Origin of the sequence: Mogibacterium pumilum, assembly GCF_002243385.1 — a bacterium.
In the GTDB taxonomy this organism is placed as follows: Bacteria; Bacillota; Clostridia; order Peptostreptococcales; family Anaerovoracaceae; genus Mogibacterium; species Mogibacterium pumilum.
This window is the reverse complement of record NZ_CP016199.1, coordinates 1,483,026-1,503,672: the sequence shown is the minus strand read 5'-3', so window position 1 is coordinate 1,503,672 and position 20,647 is coordinate 1,483,026. Positions and strand designations below refer to the sequence as shown.

Sequence of the window (20,647 nt, the reverse complement as noted above, 5' to 3'; positions counted from 1 at the left end):
TATGCGCGACTTACGAAGCGAAATCCTTGAGAATAAAAAGCTTGCGGATGGGATATATCAAATGACTCTCGAGACACCAAAGTCTGAATTTACAAGACCTGGACAGTTTGCGATGATTGAGGTTCCCGAAAAGTTCTTGAGAAGGCCAATCTCAGTTAGTAGCTATGATAGCAGTAGATACACGCTCATCTATAAGGTAGTGGGTGAAGGAACAGATATCATGAGTAAGATGGAGCCTGGCTACTACGTGAAAGGTATCACAGGACTGGGAAATGGATACGACCTTGATGAGATTCCAAATGGAGCATATCTAATTGGAGGAGGAATCGGAATTCCGCCGATGCTCGGATTACTCAAGTCAATGGTAATGTCTGGAAAGTCCTGCAAGGTAGTGCTCGGGTATAATTCAGCTGATGAGATGTTCATGCTCGAAGACTTCGAGCAGTTTTCGGATGATATCACTGTAATGACTGCAGATGGTTCATATGGGCAGAAGGGATTTGTGACGGATGCTTTTGATAAGTGCGAATACGCATGTGCTTGCGGTCCGCTACCGATGCTTCGCGCCTTAGACCATAAGGTGGAGCGTGGTCAGTTCAGCCTTGAAGCCCGTATGGGATGTGGCTTTGGAGCATGCATGGGATGCTCGATAAGAACCACTGATGGAAGCCAGAGAGTCTGTAAGGAAGGACCGGTTTTTGACAAGGAGGTGCTGAGATGGGAAAGCCTATAGTTAAGGTGAATCTAGCAGGAATCGAACTTAAGAATCCGGTTATGCCAGCGAGTGGAACATTTGGTTACGGTCAGGAGTATAGAGAATTATTTGACCTAAACGTTCTAGGAGGTGTAGTGACCAAGAGTGCTACAGCTGAGCTTAGATATGGTAATAATCTTCCTAGAATAGCAGAGTGCACAAGTGGAATGCTTAACTCTATAGGGTTACAGAATCCTGGTATAGACCGCGTAATCGAAGAAGATTTACCTGCGTTAAAAGAGATTTATCAAGGACCATTAATTGTCAATATCAGTGGATTTAGCGTCTCTGAATTTGCTGAGGTAACGTCAAAGCTCGATACGTCGGGGTATGCCGACATACTTGAGGTCAACATTAGCTGTCCTAACGTAGAGCATGGCGGATCAGCATTTGGAGCAGATCCAGCGATGTCAGAGCAGATTACAAGGGCAGTAAGAGCTGTGACTAAACTACCGATATTCATGAAGCTGACGCCAAACGTGACTGATATTTCAGAGATTGCAAAGGCGTGCGAAGCTGGTGGTGCAGACGGAATCAGTTTGATAAACAACTTCAAGGCTATGAGAATCGATCTCAGAACGAGAAGCACAGTCACTGCAATGAAGTATGCGGGTCTATCTGGACCAGCTATCAGACCGATTGCTCAGCGCATGGTAAATGAAGTATTTCACGCTGTAGACCTTCCAATAATAGGCATTGGAGGCATACAGAGTGCTGATGATGTGCTTGAGATGATAATGGCAGGTGCAACTGCTATTGAAATCGGTTCAGCTAATCTAGTCGATCCATGGACGATGCCACGAATAATTAGTGAGCTGCAGCCAAGAATGGAAGAGCTAGGAATAAAGAGTTTAGACGAGATAAGAGGGGTAATATAGATGAGGCCAGAGATAATAATTGCACTTGATTTTCCTAATGGTGAGAAGGCACTTTCATTCCTCGACAAATTCGAAGACGAGAAACTCTACGTAAAGGTTGGAATGGAGCTGTTCTACGGAGAGGGTCCTTCTATCGTAAAGGATATTAAGACGCGAGGTCATAAGGTGTTCTTAGATCTTAAACTCCACGATATTCCAAATACAGTTAAGAGTGCCATGAAGGTTCTCGCTTCTGTGGGAGCTGATATGGTTAATGTTCATGCAGCTGGGGGAATCAAGATGATGAAGGCTGCTGTTGAAGGCCTTGAAGAAGGCGCTCCTGGTGGAGCAAGACCTGAAATTATTGCGGTTACTCAGCTGACGTCTACAGATCAGGAAACAATGAATAACGAACTCAAGATAGATGGAAATCTCAAGAATATAGTTCTTGCTTATGCGAGAAATGCACAGGCCGCTGGCCTCGATGGTGTTGTGTGCTCAGCCTGGGAATCGAAAGATATTCATGAGGGAACCTCTCAGGATTTCCTTACTGTAACACCTGGAATTAGATTTCTTGGAGATGCAAAAGGTGACCAGAGCAGAGTTGCAACACCTGAAAGAGCAAAGGAAATGGGTTCAAACTATCTTGTAATTGGTAGGAGTATCACGAAGGCAGATGATCCTGTTAAAGCATATAAAACGTGTATGGAGGAGATTAACAATGACTAATTCAGCGAGCAAATCAAAACAGATTGCAGAGGGTCTACTCAGTATCAGAGCGGTATTCTTAAGCCCGAATGATCCATTTACTTGGGCTAGTGGTATCAAAAGCCCAATCTACTGCGATAACAGACTTACGCTCACATCACCTGAGGTGAGAGATGTAATCGAGAACGAGATGGCTAGGGTTATTAAAGAAAAGTATCCTAAATGCGACGTAATCATGGGTACTAGTACAGCTGGAATTGCTCACGCAGCAATCTCTGCACATATTCTCGGAAAGCCTATGGGATACGTAAGGGGAAGCACAAAATCTCACGGACGTAACAACAGAATAGAAGGAAAGCTTGAAAGGGGACAGAAAGTTGTAGTAGTTGAAGACCTTATCTCGACTGGCGGATCTTCAATTGAAGTAGTTGAAGCACTTCGTAAGGCGGGAGCAGAAGTGCTTGCGGTTATAAGTATCTTTACTTATGAGACAGCTAAGGCTGATAAGAACTTCCAGGATGCAAATGTTGAGAAACTAAGCCTCTGCACCATAAGCGAACTCATAGACACTGCTGTTGAAGAGAGCTACGTAACAAGTGAAGAAGGAAAGGGAATAATTGAATGGCTAAGAGAGATTTAATAAACATTACTGATCTCTACCTTGATGAGCTAGACCGAATGCTCTCACTGGCAAGTGATATAATTGATGCTCCTGAAAAATACCAGGATAAGTGTGCGCGCAAGACTTTAGCGACACTATTCTATGAGCCAAGCACACGTACGAGACTCAGCTTCGAGTCTGCTATGTACGGACTAGGTGGAAATGTAGTCGGCTTTTCTGATGCAAACTCTTCATCTGCTTCCAAGGGAGAGACAATAAGCGATACGACGAGAGTTATAGAGTGCTTTGCTGACATAATCGCCATGAGACACCCTAAAGAGGGCGCAGCGCTCGTTGCTGCGAATTCATGTGAAATACCTGTTATCAATGCAGGTGATGGCGGACATTTGCACCCGTCACAGACACTGACTGACCTACTGACAATTCTTCGTAACAAAGGACGCCTTACGGACTTAAAGATAGGCTTCTGTGGCGACCTTAAGTTTGGAAGAACAGTCCATTCACTCATACTGGCAATGCTCAGATATGCAGGTATTGAGGTGGTTTTAATATCTCCAGATGAACTAAAACTACCTTCCTATAACAAGGATGCGATGGACGATGCAGGCGTAAAGTGGGTTGAAACGACTTCTCTTGAAGATGCTCTTCCGGATTTAGATGTACTATATATGACAAGAGTACAGAAGGAGAGATTCTTTAACGAAGAGGACTATGTAAGACTTAAGGACACTTATATTTTGGACGAGCAGAAGCTAGAATCAGCAAAAGAAGATTTAGTTATCATGCACCCGCTTCCAAGGGTTAATGAAATTGCTGTAGAAGTGGACAAAGATCCTCGAGCTAAGTACTTTGATCAGGTTAAGAATGGAAGGTATGTCAGAATGGCGCTTATTCTCATGCTTCTAGGAATCGAAGGAGGTCTGCATTAATGAATATTGATGGAGTAACAACTGGAATAGTTCTGGATCATATAGATGCAGGAAAATCTTTAGCAATATACAATCTTCTCAGATTAGATAAGCTTGATTGCAGCATTGCCATCATTCAGAATGCGAAGAGCGGTAAGTATGGTAAAAAAGATATCATCAAGATTGACCAGATTATTGATTTGGACTTTGATCTGATTGGATTTGTGGATCCTAATATCACAGTTAACATAATCAAAGATAGTAGCCTGCACAGCAAGAAGCATATGAAGCTGCCGGAAAGACTTACCAATGTAATAGAGTGTAAGAATCCTCGTTGCATCACGTCTACTGAAAGAGGTATAGAGCAGAAGTTTAGACTTGATGATGCTGAAAACCGAGTATATAGATGTGAATATTGTGACACTGTTCATCGTGGAACTATCAAGTTTTAGTATGAAAAAATAAATGAAAAAACTGCAGTTTTTTTATACTTGAATTGTAAAGCTAAATGCAACACAGGTGAATAATAAACTTCATATCGGATTTCTCCAGCTTTAGTCGACCTCAAATTTGTTCAGGGGACCATTTAAATTTCAGAAACTTCTCTCTAACATATTTGAATATTTTAGTATTAGAGAGCTTAAGTTTGGGTTTGCAATTGCTACGACGTTCTAAATATTTAGTATGAGCTGTACTTGGTGAATAAGTTCCATTACAGCAAATGCATGCTATTTCTCTTCTGCTTTCTCGCAACACTCACAATAAGTAATTTTAATAAATTGGAGGAAATGCATATTTAAGATATGAATTTATTCAATTGTGTTATAATGATATTGCTATAAAGATTAAACACAAAGGGAACTAAAAAATGAAGATTATTCTTATGGAGCCATTAGGTATTTCCGAGGACACCTTGAAGAGACTATCTGATAAATTAACTGAACAGGGACATACATTTAAGGCATATGACACCGTTACCACTGATACAGATGAGCTGATAGAACGTGCAGAAGATGCGGAGGTTCTCATCATCGCTAATCATCCGCTTCCTGGAGAAGTTATCAGGGCAGATAAGAAACTAAAGCTAGTATCAGTTGCATTTGTAGGAATAGATCATGTAGATGTTGAAGCTTGCAAGAAAGCTGGTGTACTTATATCAAATACTGGCGGATACTGTGATGATGCTGTAGCTGAACTAGCGATTGGACTAACTCTAGACTGCCTGAGAAACATCACAGAATGCAATGCTGTTGTACAAGATGGGCTTGGCAAAGGAAACCTCGCTGGTTATGAATTAGCTGGCAAAACTGTCGGAATAGTGGGTACTGGTGCAATTGGTGTAAGAGCTGCTGCTATTTTCAAGGTATTTGGATGCAAACTCATCGGATATAATAGAAGCGAAAAGATCGCAGCTAAGGCACTGGGGCTCGAATATATGTCGCTTATCGATGTTATGGCAAAAGCTGATATCATTTCAGTTCATACTCCGTTAACACCTGAGACAAAAGGTTTAATCGGAGAGAAAGAAATTGCCGCAATGAAGCAGGGCGCAATAATCGTGAATACGGCAAGAGGTCCGGTTATTGAGACTGAAGCTCTCGCAAAAGCTCTTAAAGAAAGACGAATCAAGGCCGGAATTGACGTTTTTGAGAAAGATCCACCATTGCCAGAAAGTCATCCGCTAATCGGTGTCCCTAATCTATTATGCACACCACACGTTGGCTTTGATACGAGAGAATCCATAGATAGACGTGCAGAGATGGTATTTGAGAATGTGACATCATGGATTGGTGGAAATCAGATTAGAAAGGTACTGTAGGGCATCGTAAATATTATTTTTTAGCAGAAACTTCGCGTTCTGTAGGAGGTGTGTATGACTACACCAAAGAGACATTCAATAAAATTCATAATCGTATTGCTACTTGGATTAACAATCGTACTGACGATGCCTGGTTGTTCTTCGTCATTTAGCGAATCTAAAATTAAAGAGCTGTATGATCATCCAGAAGATTTTAAAGGTAAGACTGTAAAGAATCTGACTATGCAGATAGTAGCTATTGATAATGTCAAGGGCGAGGTTCATCTTCAGGCGTTTGAAAACTTCGTTAAGGCCGAACATCCTACTGTAGTAGTTCTTGGTGATGATAAAGTAAAGTACGAAGAGGGTGAATATATTAAGGTTAGTGGTAAAATTCTTGGCAAAGTAGCAGTTGTAGATGAAGAGGGCGTTGAGATGGACGCTATGAAGCTAAAGGCCAAGAAGATTAAGAAAATTAAATCGACTGACGCGATTCCTGCAGAGGATACGCTTGATATCGGATATGATGTCAAGGAGAAGGGCGTCTCTGCATCTATCGAGAAAATCGACTTCACCAGCGATGATACAAGGGTTTATATCAAAGTGAAGAACGGTACAAAGAAGACGATTGAAATCTTTCCTGAGCAGAGTCTTATCGTTCAGGATGGTAACGACTACATGTCTGATGCTGAAAATTTCATATATGAGGATGTTCATTTAGAAAAGCGTGTAAAGGCAGGAGAGACGACTTCTGGGGTAATCATATTTAAGAGGATTGATCAAAACTTGCCGTTCACATTTACACTAGAAGGTGGAGATAGCAATGGCAATGAGTTTAAATTGCCTTTCGTTTTCGAGATGCAGTAGATGTGAGAATTTAATTAAAATTTGAAAGTAAAATACCGTATTCATAGCCACGAATACGGTATTTTTGAGAGTTACTAGATTAGGTATATTCAGTTAACAAAGATCAGGTAGTTTAATTAATTGCCTCAAGTGTTCAACTTGAAATTGCAATTTAGGATCAAAATGTATTAAGCTCATTCACTCAAATATGGAGTGAATGAGCGTTTTTTGATATAATTTCCATAGGATTATGAAAGCGGGGCTAGATATGAATGAAAAGATGACACAAGATGAAAGGCTGGATTTCCTAGTCAAGGAGTTCAAAGCTGATTCTATAGATTATAAGGATTTACAGACACCAGGGGATGTTGTTGGTAAAAGGAGGCTTCTTCGTTCGCTGATGAACATCCGTAGTCCGCGACATATCGATGACTTAATTTTGAAAGTTCAAGATGAATATTTAAAAGGCGTGGCAGAGGAGCATGGAATTGTGGAAGTGAATGAAATTCCCGTTAGAAGTGATTGCTTGTCTATCTGGCAAGGTGATATCACTAGGTTATCTGTAGATGCAATTGTAAATGCTGCCAACTCACAGATGCTCGGCTGTTTTATCCCTATGCATACTTGTATAGATAACTGCATTCACACATTCGCAGGGGTGCAACTTAGAGAGGAATGCAATAAACACATGAACCAGCTAAGAGCCAAGTTCGGAACTGACTACCAACAGCCGACGGGAATTCCCATGCTTACAGACGGATATAATTTACCAGCGAAGAAAGTTATCCATATTGTTGGACCTATTGTGCAGTTCAGCCTTACTCCTGAACTTGAGCAAGACCTTGCAAATTGCTACATCAACACGCTTAATATGTGCTTAGAAAATAACTTAAAGACAGTAGCGTTTTGCTGTATATCAACAGGAGTATTTCACTTTCCTAACGAGCGCGCTGCAGAAATTGCGGTTAACACCGTAAGAGGCTGGCTTTCGGAACACCAAGGGGTTATGGAAAGAGTGATATTTAACGTATTTAAGGATGAAGATAGAGGATATTATGAGAAACTCATTTAGAGATATACCTAATGGATATATAGAGAGCATAGAGAGAGGACAGGCGGTGATGAGCTGTCTGAAAGGCCAGATGGTTTATGGTGAAGGCTCTACTTTAGAAAGGGTGGAGAAACTGGCTGCAGCTATAGAGACAGCCGATGCTATAATTATCGGTGCAGGGGCAGGGCTTTCAACCTCTGCAGGTTTTACATATAGAGGTGAGCGCTTTGAGCGATACTTTTTTGATTTTGCAAACGAGTACGGAATAACTGATATATACTCTGGAGGATTTTTTACATTCCCTGATGACGAGACTCGATGGGCTTGGTGGGCAAGAGCAATTTATTACAACAGATATATAAAGGCTCCTAAGCCTGTTTATGACAAGCTACTGCAGATTGTGGAAGGAAAAGATTATTTTGTAGTAACTACGAATGTTGATCATCAGTTCCAGAGGGCTGGCTTTGATAAAAAGAGGCTGTTCTATACGCAGGGAGACTTTGGATTATTCCAGAGTGAAAATGGTATGGACGGCATGACGTTTGACAACGAAGATTGGGTAATTAGGGCTATGGAAGCACAAGGGTTTATACGAGATGATTCTGGTGAGTTTGATGTGCCTCGTGACAAGTCGATTAAGATGCAAATACCTTCTGAGCTAATCCCTGTTATGCCAACCACAGGAGGACCAGTTACAAATAACCTGAGAGCTGATGGGACATTCGTTGAAGATGCTGGCTGGCGAGAAGCTTCGGCAAGGTACTCGGATTTCCTGCGTAGACATGAGAATATGAATGTGCTATTTCTAGAGCTTGGTGTCGGTGCAAATACACCGGTGATAATAAAGTTTCCGTTCTGGCAGATGTCGATTACAAATAAGAATTCAACCTATGTGTGTGTTAATTATGGGGAGGCATTCTGTCCAATAGAGCTTGAAGATAGAAGTATATGTATAAGTAGCGATATCGGTGATGTGCTTGAAAGAATATTATAATTCTAATTAATGACTTAGGGGAGTTTCGAGTTTGTATGAATATTTCTATTGAAAAAGGTATAAGTGATAATAATGCATTGTCTTTATGTGAATGGTCTAATGAGAAGGGGAAGAATTTTCAAGAACAATGGATGGGGAACAAGGTGTCTTATCCACTTGATTGTGACAAAATAAGAAAACTTGAAAATGTTTTTTCAATTTTCAACGACGATGAATTTGTTGGGATGATACAAGAAATAAGATCAAATAAAGACAGTATCCACATCGGTAGGTTTGTAATAAACCCTACCAAAACGGGCTTAGGCGTAGGTTCAATGGCATTAAAAGAGTTTCTAAAATACATGTTTGATAATAAAAATATTAATAGCATTACTTTATCAGTTTTCGATTCTAATAAAATTGCTAAGAACTTATATGAAAAACAAGGATTTAGAATAGAGAAAGTAATTGAGAAGCCAAAGTTAAAATATACTATGAGAAAATTCCGATGAATTTGCTATATGGAACATCTGTGTCGCCTGTGCTATGTGCGGCAAATAAAGGTGCAGGGAGATTATATACGTTTCTTAACGTATATAGTAAAAAGAAGTACTTATCTCGTCCTTCGTATATCAAGTCTTTCCACTTGCCGGTCTGCCTTGCATATATATGTGCTATAGTAAGTATCAATAGAGCCACGGTACACATTATCAGTATCATGAATCTTAGTAGAGGCTTCATCCACAGCAGGAAGTTCTGCATAGTATGTACTCGGTGTATCGTACCATCTGTCACATAGAAATCCATACCCGTAGTATGAAATTATTCCGTTCAATTTGATGTGGAGCTTTTTGCTCGCAGATGCGAGCAGTGTGAGATATGCACCTGCAGAACGTCCCCAGACGAATAACGGGAGTTCACTACTGAAATCAGTCACCTCAAAACATTTATTGATAGAATCAATTACGTCATCCAAAATAGTATTGATTTTAGCCTGTGGAGCAAGAGGGTAGTCGATAGCTAAAATTGCGTATCCTTTACCTACAAGCTGCTCCCTATGTAAAGCTGGCAAATCCTGTGCGTGGCCACACAGCAATCCGCCACCATGAATATATACGATTAGAGCACGTATCTCGGAATCGCTAGGAAAGTATAACGTAAATCTTCTCGATGAATTGTTTAAATCTTCTTTGCTTAATGCAATGCTCTTAGTTAATATCATAATTTTAAGAAACTCCTGTTTTCAGACCACAAGATATTTTTGTCTAAAGGAAAAAAATCTAACCTCTTATCTGAATTTATTAAACACTAACATGTATTGAAAGGTATGACCACAAAATATCACAAATATTACAAATCAGATAAATTTGTTAAAGTCCTTGAAAATAGCTAATCTCACGAATTAAGTTCTATAAAACTATACAATATTATTAAATGAAATTCAAAGTTTTCAATAGCACGGTATTATGAACATTAAATTTTAAACCAATACTTGAAAAAAAGGTTGAAAGATGATTTAATTTTATTAGAAAATTGATTGACAACTTATATCAAATAAAGAGTCTATTATTATTAAAGCATGAGGAAGAGAGGTAAACTTCATGAGTTATTTAAACAATAATACTGGTTATAGAGAGACACTTCTTTCAACAAGATCGGTATGCAGAAAGAGAACTACGTTATCCTTGAGCCAGACAGCGTTGTAAAAAACGTAATTCCGAGATATGAGAACTGTGATACAACAATTCTTGGTTCACCTGCAATGGGTGCATCGTTTGCAGATTACATTTTTACAGTTCATCCTGGTGGAAAGAATGACAAAATCGGTGGAGACGGAATCGAGTCATTCTTATATGTAATTAGCGGAGAGCTCACAGTTAAGAATGCTGATGAAGAGGCCAACCTAACAGAGGGTGGATACATCTACTCACCAGTGGATAAGCCATTCAGCTTCGTTAACAACAGCGACAAGGATGCATTTATATATATATATACAGAAGAAGATACACTCCACTTGCTGGCACACAGGCTCACACAGTTGTTGCAAACATTAATGATACTCCTTGGAAGGATTACGAGGGTATGACTAACTGCCAGAGCAAGGATTTCCTTACGGCAGCACAGGATCTAGGATTCGATATGAACATGCACCTGCTGAAGTTCGCTCCAGGAGCATGCCATGGATATATTGAAACTCACATCCAGGAGCACGGTGCGTACTTCCTACAGGGTAAGGGCATGTACGTGCTTGATGATGAATGGGTCCCTCTACAGAAGGGTGACTACGTATTCATGGATTCATACGTACCACAGGCTTGCTACGGTTTAGGTACAGAAGACTTTATCTACATCTACTCAAAGGATTGCAACAGAGACGTTGAGCTGTAAGTTGAAACAATAATAAGCATTGTTGGTAACAGGTTCGCGTTATACATGCGAACCTGTTTTTATAAATCGAACTTGCAGGGGCAAGTTTATGGAGGAGAAACAAGTGAAATTATCGAGAGAAGAACTAAAGGGTTTAATGAAAGATAAACTCATGCAGGCTGGCCTACATGCTGATGATGCTGAGACAACAGCAGAGATTCTTACATGGGCACACGAGAGAGGGTATTATTCTCATGGCGCAGTAAGAGTTGAGTACTACAGCGAAAGAATAGCAAAGGGTGGAATTACAGTTGAACCAAATATGACTTGGAAGGAAACCGGACCATGCTCTGGAATTCTCGATGGCGATAATGGTATCGGCTTTACTGTTGCTAAGGAAGGAATGGAAAAGGCGATTGAAATGGCTAAGAAGAACGGAATTGCTGTTGTTGGAATGGCTAATCTTTCCCACTCAGGTTCTATCGGCTATTACACAGAGATGGCTGCCGATGAAGGTCTTCTTTCGATTTCATTCTGCCAGTCGGATCCGATGGCTGTTCCTTACGGAGGTGCAGAACCATACTATGGAACTAATCCGATGTCTTTCGCTGCTCCAACAGCTGATGACAGAAAAGTCGTATTCGATATGGCTACTACTGTACAGGCTTGGGGTAAGATTCTCGATAAGAGATCTAAGCACGAAGAGATTCCGGCAGATTGGGCCGTAGACGAAGACGGTGTTCCTGTAACAGATCCACATAAGGTTAACGCTCTTAACCCTATCGCTGGAGCTAAGGGATACGGACTTATGATGTTAGTAGACGTGTTTTCTGGAATCCTATTAGGGGTTCCTTTCGGTGGTCACGTAAGCTCGATGTACCACGATCTATCCGAAGGCAGAAGACTTGGGCAGATGCACATCGTAATCGATCCAGAGAGATTCGTAGGAGCAGATGCATTTAAAGCAGCTATGGGACAGTGTCTAGATGAGCTAGATGCAATGAAGCCAGCTCCTGGATTTGACAAGGTTAATTACCCTGGCGAGAGAGCTAAGAGTAGAATGGAAAAAGCTTACGCAACAGGCGGACTAGATGTTGCAGATGAGCTAGTTGAATATCTAAAGGGTGAAACAGTTCACTTCGATAGATACGACCACAAGAATAGATTTGCTGACTAATATTAAGGGAGAGAATAGATACTAAAGACAATTGTGAAAGCAGGAAGCTACCATGATTCTGTTACACTAATGCTTCTTACCAATGTCGTTTCCACAGTAGAAGGTGTTAAGAAGTTTTCCATCGTGATGGCAACTCCAGCTAACAAAGACATTTTTAAGCAGAGTAGACTTTAGACTGAAGAGTTAATGAACGCAACAGCTAACGATATGGTAGTAGTTGTGATGTCGAGGATTAGAGTTTTCTCGATGCTCTAATGGCCAATGAGAAGGTACTCGTTGTTATCTCGAAGACGCCTGCAAAGGATAAGATTGCAGCAAGACTTAGCGTTTATAGCAAGCCTGCATTTTGACTTTTCCTAGGCGAAAAGCCAAAATGTTACGAAGAGGGATCTCGTTGTAATCGGATTCATGGATGAAGAGGTTGAATTTACAGTTGACATTCGCTCAATGAACAATGACAATATAAATGATATAGCAAATAGAATTAAGGCCGCATTGGAACGCGAGTGCAAGATAATGGGTGGTTCATTCAAGATTGATACCAAGCTTGTAATTACACCGGTTGAGCTAAGCAAGAACATGCTAGATAAGCTTGAGGATTCATGTAAAATTCGTGGATTCTCATATATGAGAATGCATAGTGGCGCAGGTCATGACTCGCTTGAAATCGGACAGCAGCTACCTTCAGTAATGGTATTTGTGCCTAGTAAGGATGGTAGAAGTCACGCTCCGGTTGAGTTTAGTAAGTACAGTGACCTTGCAAAGGCGTCAGTACTGATGACAGACCTAATTGTAGAACTATTAAACAAGTAAAAAATGATGGATGGTGAAAACTATGGTAGATGGTAGATATAATTCTGCCTTCAAGAGAAAAAACATTAGACAGCTGAGAAGGTCGCTCAAGATGACACAGAAGGAGTTCATCGACTACTTCCTATCTAAGAGCGATAACAAACCATCGATGAGCATTGCCACACTCTCTAACCTTGAATCTAAAGGCGGAGAGCGCGTCAATGAAGTCGTGAGTTCAGTATGTACTAAACTCCAGATTGATACGATGTTATTCTCGCTAAGCACAGAGGAATTTATAAAAGAGATAGAAAAGTATCTGGCGGAGCATAAGGATAACGGAGAATTAGTGCGAGGTATTGAAAAAAAAGGCAGTATCAGTAAGCTTGTAAACAGGCTTACCATGTATTTTGCTGACGAGATGCTTGAAGGTAGGCTTAAGCGTGGAGATCAGATTGAATCAGATCGAGAACTGGCTAGGAAGCTAGGTGTAGGTAGATCTGCGGTCAGAGAGTCTCTAAAGGTACTAGATGTACTAGGAATGATTGATATTAGGCTTGGACAGGGAACGTATATCTCTAGTCGTGAGACTAACTTCTTCTCGATTCCTTTGTCATGGTCTCTGTTTCTTGACGGAGATCAGGTTGACAGTATATTGACTGTTAGAACTATTCTAGAGATTAAGTCAGCAGAACTAGCAGCACAGTGCGAAAATCAGGTTAAACTAAATAGATTATCTGATATCTACAAGAGGATGGAAACGACTTTTGAAAGCTTCGATGGAACTGGTAATGCGCAGATAGCTCTAAAGGAAATGCTTGATGAGGATATCGATTTTCATACATGTATTGCAGAATGCTCAGGCAATCCGATTATCATATCTATGCTGGGAACTATTAGGAGTTTTCTGCAGAGAGTAAGTGGAACAGTTATGGTTGAGCCTGCGCAAATTTCGACAGTTCTTGTTGAGCATAAAATCCTGTTTGATGCGATAATGTCTAAAGATCCACAGGCTGCAGCAAAGGCTATGCAAAATCACCTTAAGGAATCGAGTCTTCGTTACAATTTATAATTTAACGGAGCTAAATTATAAAATTGAATTAGAAACGCTGAAAATTGGTTGAAAACTGGCGCATTGTTGCGATAAAATAGGTTCAACCAATTTTTATTAAATGTTGACACTAAAGGACACGAGTAGTATAAATATATGTAAGGCTTTACCAATATAACTTTTATAAAATTATTTAATTTTATTTGTGCAAACGTCTTAGATTGCATTGAAACGATTTTATGTAACTATAGTCGTATTATCTTTTTTAATATGGAGGCAAAATGTACAAGATAGTTAGTAAGAAAATCTTGAACCAAGCACTTGGACTTATGGAGATACACGCTCCGTTTGTCGCTAGAAAGTGTGAGGCAGGACAATTCATCATCATCAGAGTAGATGAAGATGGGGAAAGAATTCCTCTCACAATTGCTGATTTTGACAGAGAGAAAGAGACAGTAACAATCATCTATCAGAAGGTTGGATACTCTTCAAATCTACTAGCAACTAAGGAAGAAGGTGATTACCTTGAGGATTTCGTAGGTCCACTTGGTGTTCCTTCTCCGCTTGAATACACTGATAAAAAGATTATCGGTGTTGCTGGTGGTCTCGGTGCTGCACCTATTTATCCACAGCTTAAGAAGCTGGCAGAGATGGGTGTAAAGGTAGATGTAATCATCGGCGGAAGATCTAAGGATTTTGTAATTCTTGAGGATCAGTTTAGAGAATTCTGTGAGAATGTTTATGTCTGTACAGATGATGGATCTTATGGTGAAAAGGGATTCGTAACAGTAGTTCTTCAGGAGCTCTTAGATAAAGGTGAAGAATACGAAGAGTGTATTGCTATCGGTTCGTTAGGTATGATGAATGGTGTGGTTAATGTAACTAAGCCTGTCGGACTTCGTACAATGGTATCTCTTAACCCTCTTATGATTGATGGCACAGGTATGTGTGGATGCTGCCGTGTAACGGTTGGCGGCGAGATGAAGTTTGCATGTGTTGATGGACCGGACTTTGATGGATTTAAAGTTGATTTCAAGGAATGCATGGAGCGTCAGAACTTCTTCAAAGACAAGGAGCAGGAGATGAACGACCACGCATGTAAGATAGGAAGGGGTTAAAATGGCAACTAATAGAAATATGAGTCTTGAGAAGGTCAAGATGCCTGAACAGGATCCTAACGTAAGAAATAGAAACTTTGATGAAGTTGCGCTTGGATATACTCCAGAGATGGCGATTGAAGAAGCGCAGAGATGTCTGCACTGCAAGCACAAGCCTTGTGTAAGTGGATGTCCTGTAAATGTTCCAATTCCAGAGTTTATCGAGAAAGTCGCTGAGGGTGACTTCGATGCGGCATATGAAGTTATTACTAGCGAAAATGCACTTCCTGCAATCTGCGGACGAGTATGTCCACAGGAAGATCAGTGTGAAGGGAAGTGTGTTCGTGGCATCAAGGGTGAACCGGTAGGAATCGGTCGTCTGGAAAGATTTGTTGCAGATTACCATATGGCTAAAGGCAATAATGTTGATTCGAAAATTGAAAAGAACGGAATTAAGGTTGCAGTTATCGGCTGTGGTCCTTCAGGAATCACCTGTGCAGGTGAGCTTGCTAGAAAGGGCTATGAAGTAACAGTTTTCGAAGCTCTTCATAAGCCGGGTGGAGTACTGGTATATGGTATTCCTGAATTTAGACTTCCAAAGTCTCTGGTGGCAAAGGAAATCGAAAATGTTGAGAAACTTGGAGTTAGAATCGAGAAAAATGTTATTGTTGGAAAGTCTATTACGATAGACGAGCTAATGGATGAAGGATACAAGGCTGTATTTATCGGAAGCGGAGCAGGACTTCCTAAGTTCCTCAATATACCGGGAGAGAATCTCCTTGGTGTATATTCAGCTAACGAGTTCCTAACAAGAGTTAACCTCATGAAATCTTTTAAGTTCCCGGAAGTTCCAACTCCAGTTAAGATTGGGAAGAAGGTAGCTGTAGTTGGAGCCGGAAACGTTGCGATGGATGCTGCCAGAACCGCAAAGAGACTCGGTGCTGATGAAGTATATATTGTATATAGACGAAGTGAAGCTGAATGCCCTGCCAGACTTGAGGAAGTTCACCATGCTAAGGAAGAGGGAATCATCTTTAAATTCCTCAACAACCCGGCGAAGATTCTTGGTGATGAGAAGGGTTACGTAACCGGAATGGAAATCGTTAAGCAGGAGCTTGGAGAGCCGGATTCTTCAGGAAGACGTAGACCTGTGCCTGTTAAAGGTTCAAACTACGTTATTGATGTTGATTCCGTTATCATATCTGTTGGAACTAGTCCAAATCCTCTTCTAAGGACTACTACGCCAGGTCTTGATACACAGAACTGGGGTGGAATCATAGTCGATGAAGCGACTATGGAATCGAGCAAAGAGTACGTCTATGCAGGCGGAGACGCTGTAACAGGTGCAGCTACAGTAATCCTAGCTATGGGGGCTGGAAAGACTGCTGCTGCAGCGATTGACGAAAAACTTAAAGCTCAGAAATAACAAGCTATGTCTAGGTTCAAAAGAATCTTTATATAGATACATTACCTCATACCTATGGATGATTAAGTACAGAATGATGTATAAAATTGTTCATAAAAAATGCCCGTTTACGATCTTACCTGTCGGCGGGTATTTTCATTTAAAAGAAAACTATAGGCCCAACTATTGAAGAGTCTTTTTTTCGTATTTTCAACTAATTTAAAGTTTTAAAAGTTCGTATTTTGACTTTAATTTCGAATATTTATACGAATATACAAGACAAATTTGCTAAATTTTATATTAATTATTGAATTTTGAAGGTGTAACAGATAAGCTATATATGAGAAATGATGAAATCTAGGATTGCTAGATAGATGGAGAAGACTATGGAAAGAAAAGTAGGCACGATATCAAGAGGAATTAGATGTCCTATTATTCGTGAAGGCGATGATATATCAAGTGTTGTGGTTGACTCTGTACTAGAAGCTGCAGAGGCTGAAGGGTATGAAATCAGAGACAGAGACATTGTCGCTGTAACGGAGTCGGTAGTTGCGAGAAGTCAAGGCAACTACGCTAGTGTTGAGGCAATTGCAAAGGACGTTCAGACTAAGCTTGGCAGTGATACCATTGGAGTAATATTCCCAATTCTGTCGAGAAATAGATTTGCAATTTGTCTACGTGGTATATCGATGGCTGCTAAGAAAATAGTTTTGATGCTTTCATTCCCAAGAGATGAAGTTGGCAATCAACTTCTTACAGAGGATCAGCTAGATGAAGCTAGAATCGATCCATATTCAAAGGTTATGTCTCTTGAGGAGTATCGTGAACTCTTTGGAGAGAATAACCATCCATTTACAGGGGTAGATTATCTCGCGTACTACGGAGAAGTTATAGAGTCGGCTGGTGCTGAAGTTGAAATTGTTCTTGCAAATCATGCGACAGAGATTTTGAAATACACTGACAAAGTCATTAACTGTGACATTCACACAAGAAAGAGAACTCACCGCATACTAAAGGATGCTGGTGCAACAGTACTTGGCATGGATGAGATTTTAAATGAATCTGTAGATGGCAGCGGTTTTAACAGCAAGTATGGACTGCTCGGTTCCAACAAAAGCACGGAGGATAGCGTGAAGCTTTTCCCTGAGAATTGTGAAAAAGTTGTGTTTGATATTCAGAAGTCTATTCTCGATAAGACTGGTAAATGTGTAGAGGTTCTTGTATATGGTGACGGAGCATTTAAGGATCCAGTGGGTAAGATTTGGGAGCTTGCAGACCCTGTAGTATCACCGGCATATACACCTGGACTCGAGGGTACACCTAATGAACTTAAGCTCAAGTACCTCGCAGATAACGATTTTAAAGACTTGAACGGAGAGGCATTAAGGGAGGCTATCTCTGCTAGAATCAAGGAGAAGGACGACAATCTAGTTGGTAAGATGGAGACAGAGGGAACTACTCCTCGTAGACTGACCGACCTGATTGGTTCGCTTTGTGACCTTACTAGCGGCTCTGGTGATAAGGGCACACCTGTAGTACATATCCAGGGTTATTTCGATAACTATACAAATTAATATAATTAACTAAAAGGCTCGGATATTATCCGGGTCTTTTCGTGTAACAAATATCTTTGTATTATATGAAATTCGTGGCAAAATCCCTTTACCGATTTTACAAAATCGAGTAGAATATACGCGGGTTTATTAGTGAAAGGAAGGAATATAGTGAAGAAACAAATTCTCAAGAACCGCATTATAGAAGCAGCATGGGAGCTCTTTGAAGAGAAGGGCTATGAAGCTACGACGATGAACGATATCATCGAGAAAGCACAGGTGGCGAGAGGATCTTTTTATTATTACTTTAAAGGAAAAGAGAGCTTGCTCGATACGCTCGCTACTGTTTTCGATAACAAATATAGGGAAATCATGGAGGAAATCCCTTCTGGTACTAGTGTGTTTAATACGCTGATGATTCTTAATTTTGAAACTCATACGTTTATTGAAAAGCATATAGACCACAAGCTGCTTGGTAATATGTATGCCAGTCAGCTAACCAATACTGAAGCAAGTAAGCTGCTCGACAAGGACAGATACTATTTCACTCTGCTTGGAGAACTCCTCGAGGCAGGGCAGGCAAACGGTGAGATAACGACAGAATTCAGTGTTTCTGAACTAGTAAATAACTACGTAATACTTGAACGTGCACTTGTTTCTGACTGGTGCATGAAGAATGGCTCGTTCTCACTAGCTGAATATAGCAAGAAGTATATGCCATTATTCTTTGGTGAGTTTAGGGTGAAATAATATCTAGTTTTTAAATAGTAAACTTATTAAAGTTAGTAAATAATAGATGTTTTGAAGACGCCTTTTTAGGCGTCATTTTTATGTAATATATAGTTTGATGTAATGGAATCAAAAATCGAATAGTTAAATTTTATATAGGACTTTATATGCTCTGTTATTTAAAAATATATAATTAATACAATTAGATTTCATATTATGATAAAGTAATTGTAATTATGCATTAAGAGTTTAAATGAACGGTGTTACTTAAACACTATATTACAATTACTAGACTTGCATTTATTTGATATAAGACGTGGTATCGTAAAGGAGAGAGTATGAGTAAGAATATAAGTATAGACGATAGTTATGAAAAAAATCTGAATCGGACAAGCTAAATACCATAATGGATATTCAATCAAGATTCATACCTATAGATATGAATATGGAGCTTGGGAATATGAAAATGGTGTTGCTCATAGTTCGACTAGAGCAGTAAACTTTACAAAAGACATTATAGTGCATACTTTCGGAAAAGGTATTGATGGGGGTAGTACAATATCATACAAGGGCATCGAAAAATTATATAAATGAGAATAACTTTATATTAAAACGATCAATGGCAAGGATAGGAAGTGATGTTGCCCAAGATTTTATTCCTACACCAGGTCTATCTGTGGTTATGGATTTTGCTGAGGATATGAATAATAGTTATAAAACTAGAACTCTTGCAACAAATTTAACAAGAATTGAAGTGGCAAAAACAACTGATTCATATATTACGCAGGTTAATGACGAATGTATTATAAAAGAGCTTAGCGAAGGAGGCTACAAGTGGATAGATTAAATAAAAGATTTACTTTAATTGTATTAGTTTCGATATTTATATCCATTTATTCGTGCTACTCCATACTTAGAATGAGTAATGCTATATTTAATACAAAACTCTTAATCAAATTAGACATGAATATGTATTTATTGAGCCTTGACTGTCAAGTTTCAGAGTTTGAAATAATCAATGGAGAGATCATCTACAGTGTAAAAACGGGACGTAACACTAATGAGATTATAAAATATCTAAACAGTGAAGGTTATCACATATCAATTAAAGAAAAAAATAATAAAGCAAAACAGCTGATTGACTTTCAAAAATATTATCGTTCTAAAAAAAATATAAAGGGAATGGATAAATGGTTATATATTAGAGATAAGATACGTGAGGATATGACAGAAGCAGGGTATCAGTGGATTTATTGAGTGGCAATATGGATAGTCACTTGTTATTTCTGGATGGGAGCATTAGAAGAATGGATAGGAAACAAAAGATATTGTTATGTCTGTTTTTGCTAGTAAATGTAATATGTATAACAGTTATGGTGCATCAGTATCTAGAATTGCAGACTGCTGAGAGAGTATTAGACAGTTTAAAAATCAAATAGGATCTAAGCTTAATAAGGATAGTACAATATTCCTTTTTAGAATGATGGCAAAAAATTAGTAAGGGATATATTCAAACATTATTTATGAATGAGGATGTATCCGTCGTTTTTTAGTACTGCATTAATTCAAGTAGAGGATAAAATAAAAGTCGATAATGATACTATAAAAGGAATATATGATATCTCAAATATAATAAAAAGGAACATTAAATATTTAATCAAAAATAGAATTTATTACTTAATGATAGAAATAAAAAGGTAAACCGTTGATGAAAAAAACTAAGATTATTTTTATAATACTAATTTTGTTAATAATAGGTGTTTCCTCAGTAATAATCGTTAAAGAGTATGGGGCATACAAAAAACAAAGCGAAAAATTAAAGGAAGAATGGAAAAAAGAAAATTTTAAAATTAGCCTTGTTTTTGATTTAGATACTACTAAAAAAAATAATATACTTACTTGGCAAAAAGGAAGAAATACAGATGCAATCATAAGATATCTTAATGATGAAGGGTATTCGGT

The 20,647-nt window shown here is 39.3% G+C and carries 24 protein-coding genes and 1 pseudogene; 24 read left to right on the top strand and 1 reads right to left on the bottom strand.

Going from position 1 to position 20,647, the window contains the following annotated elements:
- Nucleotide 1: 1 nt before the first annotated feature.
- The 11 genes from AXF17_RS07245 to AXF17_RS07190 all read left to right on the top strand — a co-directional run bounded on the left by AXF17_RS07245 (nucleotide 2) and on the right by AXF17_RS07190 (nucleotide 9,029).
- Nucleotides 2-733: a dihydroorotate dehydrogenase electron transfer subunit gene (locus AXF17_RS07245; RefSeq protein ID WP_094234438.1), complete on the top strand. Its 732-nt coding sequence runs from the start codon at nucleotides 2-4 to the stop codon at nucleotides 731-733.
- Nucleotides 718-1,632 carry a dihydroorotate dehydrogenase gene (locus AXF17_RS07240; protein ID WP_094234437.1) on the top strand — a complete coding sequence of 305 codons (915 nt, stop codon included), beginning with the start codon at nucleotides 718-720 and terminating at the stop codon, nucleotides 1,630-1,632. The genes AXF17_RS07245 and AXF17_RS07240 overlap by 16 nt, the downstream gene beginning before the upstream one ends.
- Complete coding sequence (pyrF, locus tag AXF17_RS07235) at nucleotides 1,633-2,340, top strand: orotidine-5'-phosphate decarboxylase (RefSeq protein WP_094234436.1); 708 nt, start codon at nucleotides 1,633-1,635, stop codon at nucleotides 2,338-2,340.
- Nucleotides 2,333-2,959: an orotate phosphoribosyltransferase gene (gene pyrE / locus AXF17_RS07230; protein WP_094234435.1), complete on the top strand. Its 627-nt coding sequence runs from the start codon at nucleotides 2,333-2,335 to the stop codon at nucleotides 2,957-2,959. The genes pyrF and pyrE overlap by 8 nt, the downstream gene beginning before the upstream one ends.
- Entirely contained in the window at nucleotides 2,941-3,870 is a 930-nt protein-coding gene (gene pyrB / locus AXF17_RS07225; RefSeq protein ID WP_094234434.1) for an aspartate carbamoyltransferase, read from the top strand. Before pyrE ends, pyrB begins: the two co-directional genes overlap by 19 nt.
- Entirely contained in the window at nucleotides 3,870-4,301 is a 432-nt protein-coding gene (locus AXF17_RS07220) for an aspartate carbamoyltransferase regulatory subunit (RefSeq protein ID WP_094234433.1), read from the top strand. The genes pyrB and AXF17_RS07220 overlap by 1 nt, the downstream gene beginning before the upstream one ends.
- A 416-nt stretch (nucleotides 4,302-4,717) precedes the next feature.
- On the top strand, nucleotides 4,718-5,668 hold the full coding sequence (locus AXF17_RS07210; RefSeq protein WP_094234431.1) for an NAD(P)-dependent oxidoreductase: 951 nt from the start codon (nucleotides 4,718-4,720) through the stop codon (nucleotides 5,666-5,668).
- A 54-nt stretch (nucleotides 5,669-5,722) separates the two neighbouring features.
- Complete coding sequence (locus tag AXF17_RS07205) at nucleotides 5,723-6,514, top strand: hypothetical protein (RefSeq protein WP_094234430.1); 792 nt, start codon at nucleotides 5,723-5,725, stop codon at nucleotides 6,512-6,514.
- 247 nt (nucleotides 6,515-6,761) lie between these two features.
- Nucleotides 6,762-7,565 carry a protein-ADP-ribose hydrolase gene (locus AXF17_RS07200; RefSeq protein WP_207651545.1) on the top strand — a complete coding sequence of 268 codons (804 nt, stop codon included), beginning with the start codon at nucleotides 6,762-6,764 and terminating at the stop codon, nucleotides 7,563-7,565.
- Nucleotides 7,549-8,538 carry an SIR2 family NAD-dependent protein deacylase gene (locus tag AXF17_RS07195; RefSeq protein ID WP_094234429.1) on the top strand — a complete coding sequence of 330 codons (990 nt, stop codon included), beginning with the start codon at nucleotides 7,549-7,551 and terminating at the stop codon, nucleotides 8,536-8,538. The genes AXF17_RS07200 and AXF17_RS07195 overlap by 17 nt, the downstream gene beginning before the upstream one ends.
- A 35-nt stretch (nucleotides 8,539-8,573) precedes the next feature.
- The gene (locus tag AXF17_RS07190; protein WP_094234428.1) at nucleotides 8,574-9,029 is read left to right on the top strand and encodes a GNAT family N-acetyltransferase; all 456 of its coding nucleotides are present in this window, start codon (nucleotides 8,574-8,576) and stop codon (nucleotides 9,027-9,029) included.
- A 101-nt stretch (nucleotides 9,030-9,130) separates the two neighbouring features.
- Here the strand turns inward: AXF17_RS07190 and AXF17_RS07185 are convergent, their stop codons facing one another.
- Nucleotides 9,131-9,739: an alpha/beta hydrolase gene (locus AXF17_RS07185; protein ID WP_094234427.1), complete on the bottom strand. Its 609-nt coding sequence runs from the start codon at nucleotides 9,737-9,739 to the stop codon at nucleotides 9,131-9,133.
- A gap of 438 nt (nucleotides 9,740-10,177) precedes the next feature.
- Between AXF17_RS07185 and AXF17_RS09685 the strand changes: the two genes are divergently transcribed.
- The 13 genes and pseudogenes from AXF17_RS09685 to AXF17_RS09215 form a co-directional block, all read left to right on the top strand.
- Nucleotides 10,178-10,603, top strand: coding sequence for a cupin domain-containing protein (locus AXF17_RS09685; RefSeq protein WP_249025984.1), 426 nt, complete (start codon nucleotides 10,178-10,180; stop codon nucleotides 10,601-10,603).
- Nucleotides 10,495-10,905, top strand: coding sequence for a (S)-ureidoglycine aminohydrolase (gene allE, locus AXF17_RS09680; RefSeq protein ID WP_330398559.1), 411 nt, complete (start codon nucleotides 10,495-10,497; stop codon nucleotides 10,903-10,905). The genes AXF17_RS09685 and allE overlap by 109 nt, the downstream gene beginning before the upstream one ends.
- A 103-nt stretch (nucleotides 10,906-11,008) precedes the next feature.
- Nucleotides 11,009-12,061 (top strand): ureidoglycolate dehydrogenase, encoded by a 1,053-nt coding sequence (gene allD / locus AXF17_RS07175; RefSeq protein WP_094234762.1) that lies wholly within the window; start codon nucleotides 11,009-11,011, stop codon nucleotides 12,059-12,061.
- A 33-nt stretch (nucleotides 12,062-12,094) separates the two neighbouring features.
- Entirely contained in the window at nucleotides 12,095-12,235 is a 141-nt protein-coding gene (locus AXF17_RS07170; protein WP_237049031.1) for a hypothetical protein, read from the top strand.
- A gap of 213 nt (nucleotides 12,236-12,448) precedes the next feature.
- Nucleotides 12,449-12,874: pseudogene (locus tag AXF17_RS07165) on the top strand (M20/M25/M40 family metallo-hydrolase); the annotation flags it as partial.
- A 22-nt stretch (nucleotides 12,875-12,896) separates the two neighbouring features.
- Nucleotides 12,897-13,922, top strand: a complete 1,026-nt coding sequence (locus AXF17_RS07160; protein ID WP_094234426.1) for a FadR/GntR family transcriptional regulator — start codon at nucleotides 12,897-12,899, stop codon at nucleotides 13,920-13,922.
- A gap of 260 nt (nucleotides 13,923-14,182) precedes the next feature.
- On the top strand, nucleotides 14,183-15,019 hold the full coding sequence (locus AXF17_RS07155; RefSeq protein WP_094234425.1) for a sulfide/dihydroorotate dehydrogenase-like FAD/NAD-binding protein: 837 nt from the start codon (nucleotides 14,183-14,185) through the stop codon (nucleotides 15,017-15,019).
- A 1-nt stretch (nucleotide 15,020) separates the two neighbouring features.
- The gene (gltA, locus tag AXF17_RS07150) at nucleotides 15,021-16,424 is read left to right on the top strand and encodes an NADPH-dependent glutamate synthase (protein ID WP_094234424.1); all 1,404 of its coding nucleotides are present in this window, start codon (nucleotides 15,021-15,023) and stop codon (nucleotides 16,422-16,424) included.
- Between the two features lie 365 nt (nucleotides 16,425-16,789).
- Nucleotides 16,790-17,977 carry a coenzyme F420-0:L-glutamate ligase gene (locus AXF17_RS07145; RefSeq protein WP_094234423.1) on the top strand — a complete coding sequence of 396 codons (1,188 nt, stop codon included), beginning with the start codon at nucleotides 16,790-16,792 and terminating at the stop codon, nucleotides 17,975-17,977.
- A gap of 150 nt (nucleotides 17,978-18,127) precedes the next feature.
- Complete coding sequence (locus tag AXF17_RS07140) at nucleotides 18,128-18,706, top strand: TetR/AcrR family transcriptional regulator (RefSeq protein ID WP_157682592.1); 579 nt, start codon at nucleotides 18,128-18,130, stop codon at nucleotides 18,704-18,706.
- A 523-nt stretch (nucleotides 18,707-19,229) separates the two neighbouring features.
- Complete coding sequence (locus tag AXF17_RS07135) at nucleotides 19,230-19,532, top strand: hypothetical protein (protein ID WP_094234421.1); 303 nt, start codon at nucleotides 19,230-19,232, stop codon at nucleotides 19,530-19,532.
- Nucleotides 19,520-19,942 carry a hypothetical protein gene (locus AXF17_RS07130; RefSeq protein WP_094234420.1) on the top strand — a complete coding sequence of 141 codons (423 nt, stop codon included), beginning with the start codon at nucleotides 19,520-19,522 and terminating at the stop codon, nucleotides 19,940-19,942. Before AXF17_RS07135 ends, AXF17_RS07130 begins: the two co-directional genes overlap by 13 nt.
- 451 nt (nucleotides 19,943-20,393) lie before the next feature.
- A partial coding sequence (locus AXF17_RS09215) for a hypothetical protein (protein ID WP_169711337.1) occupies nucleotides 20,394-20,647 on the top strand: 254 nt, incomplete at its 3' end.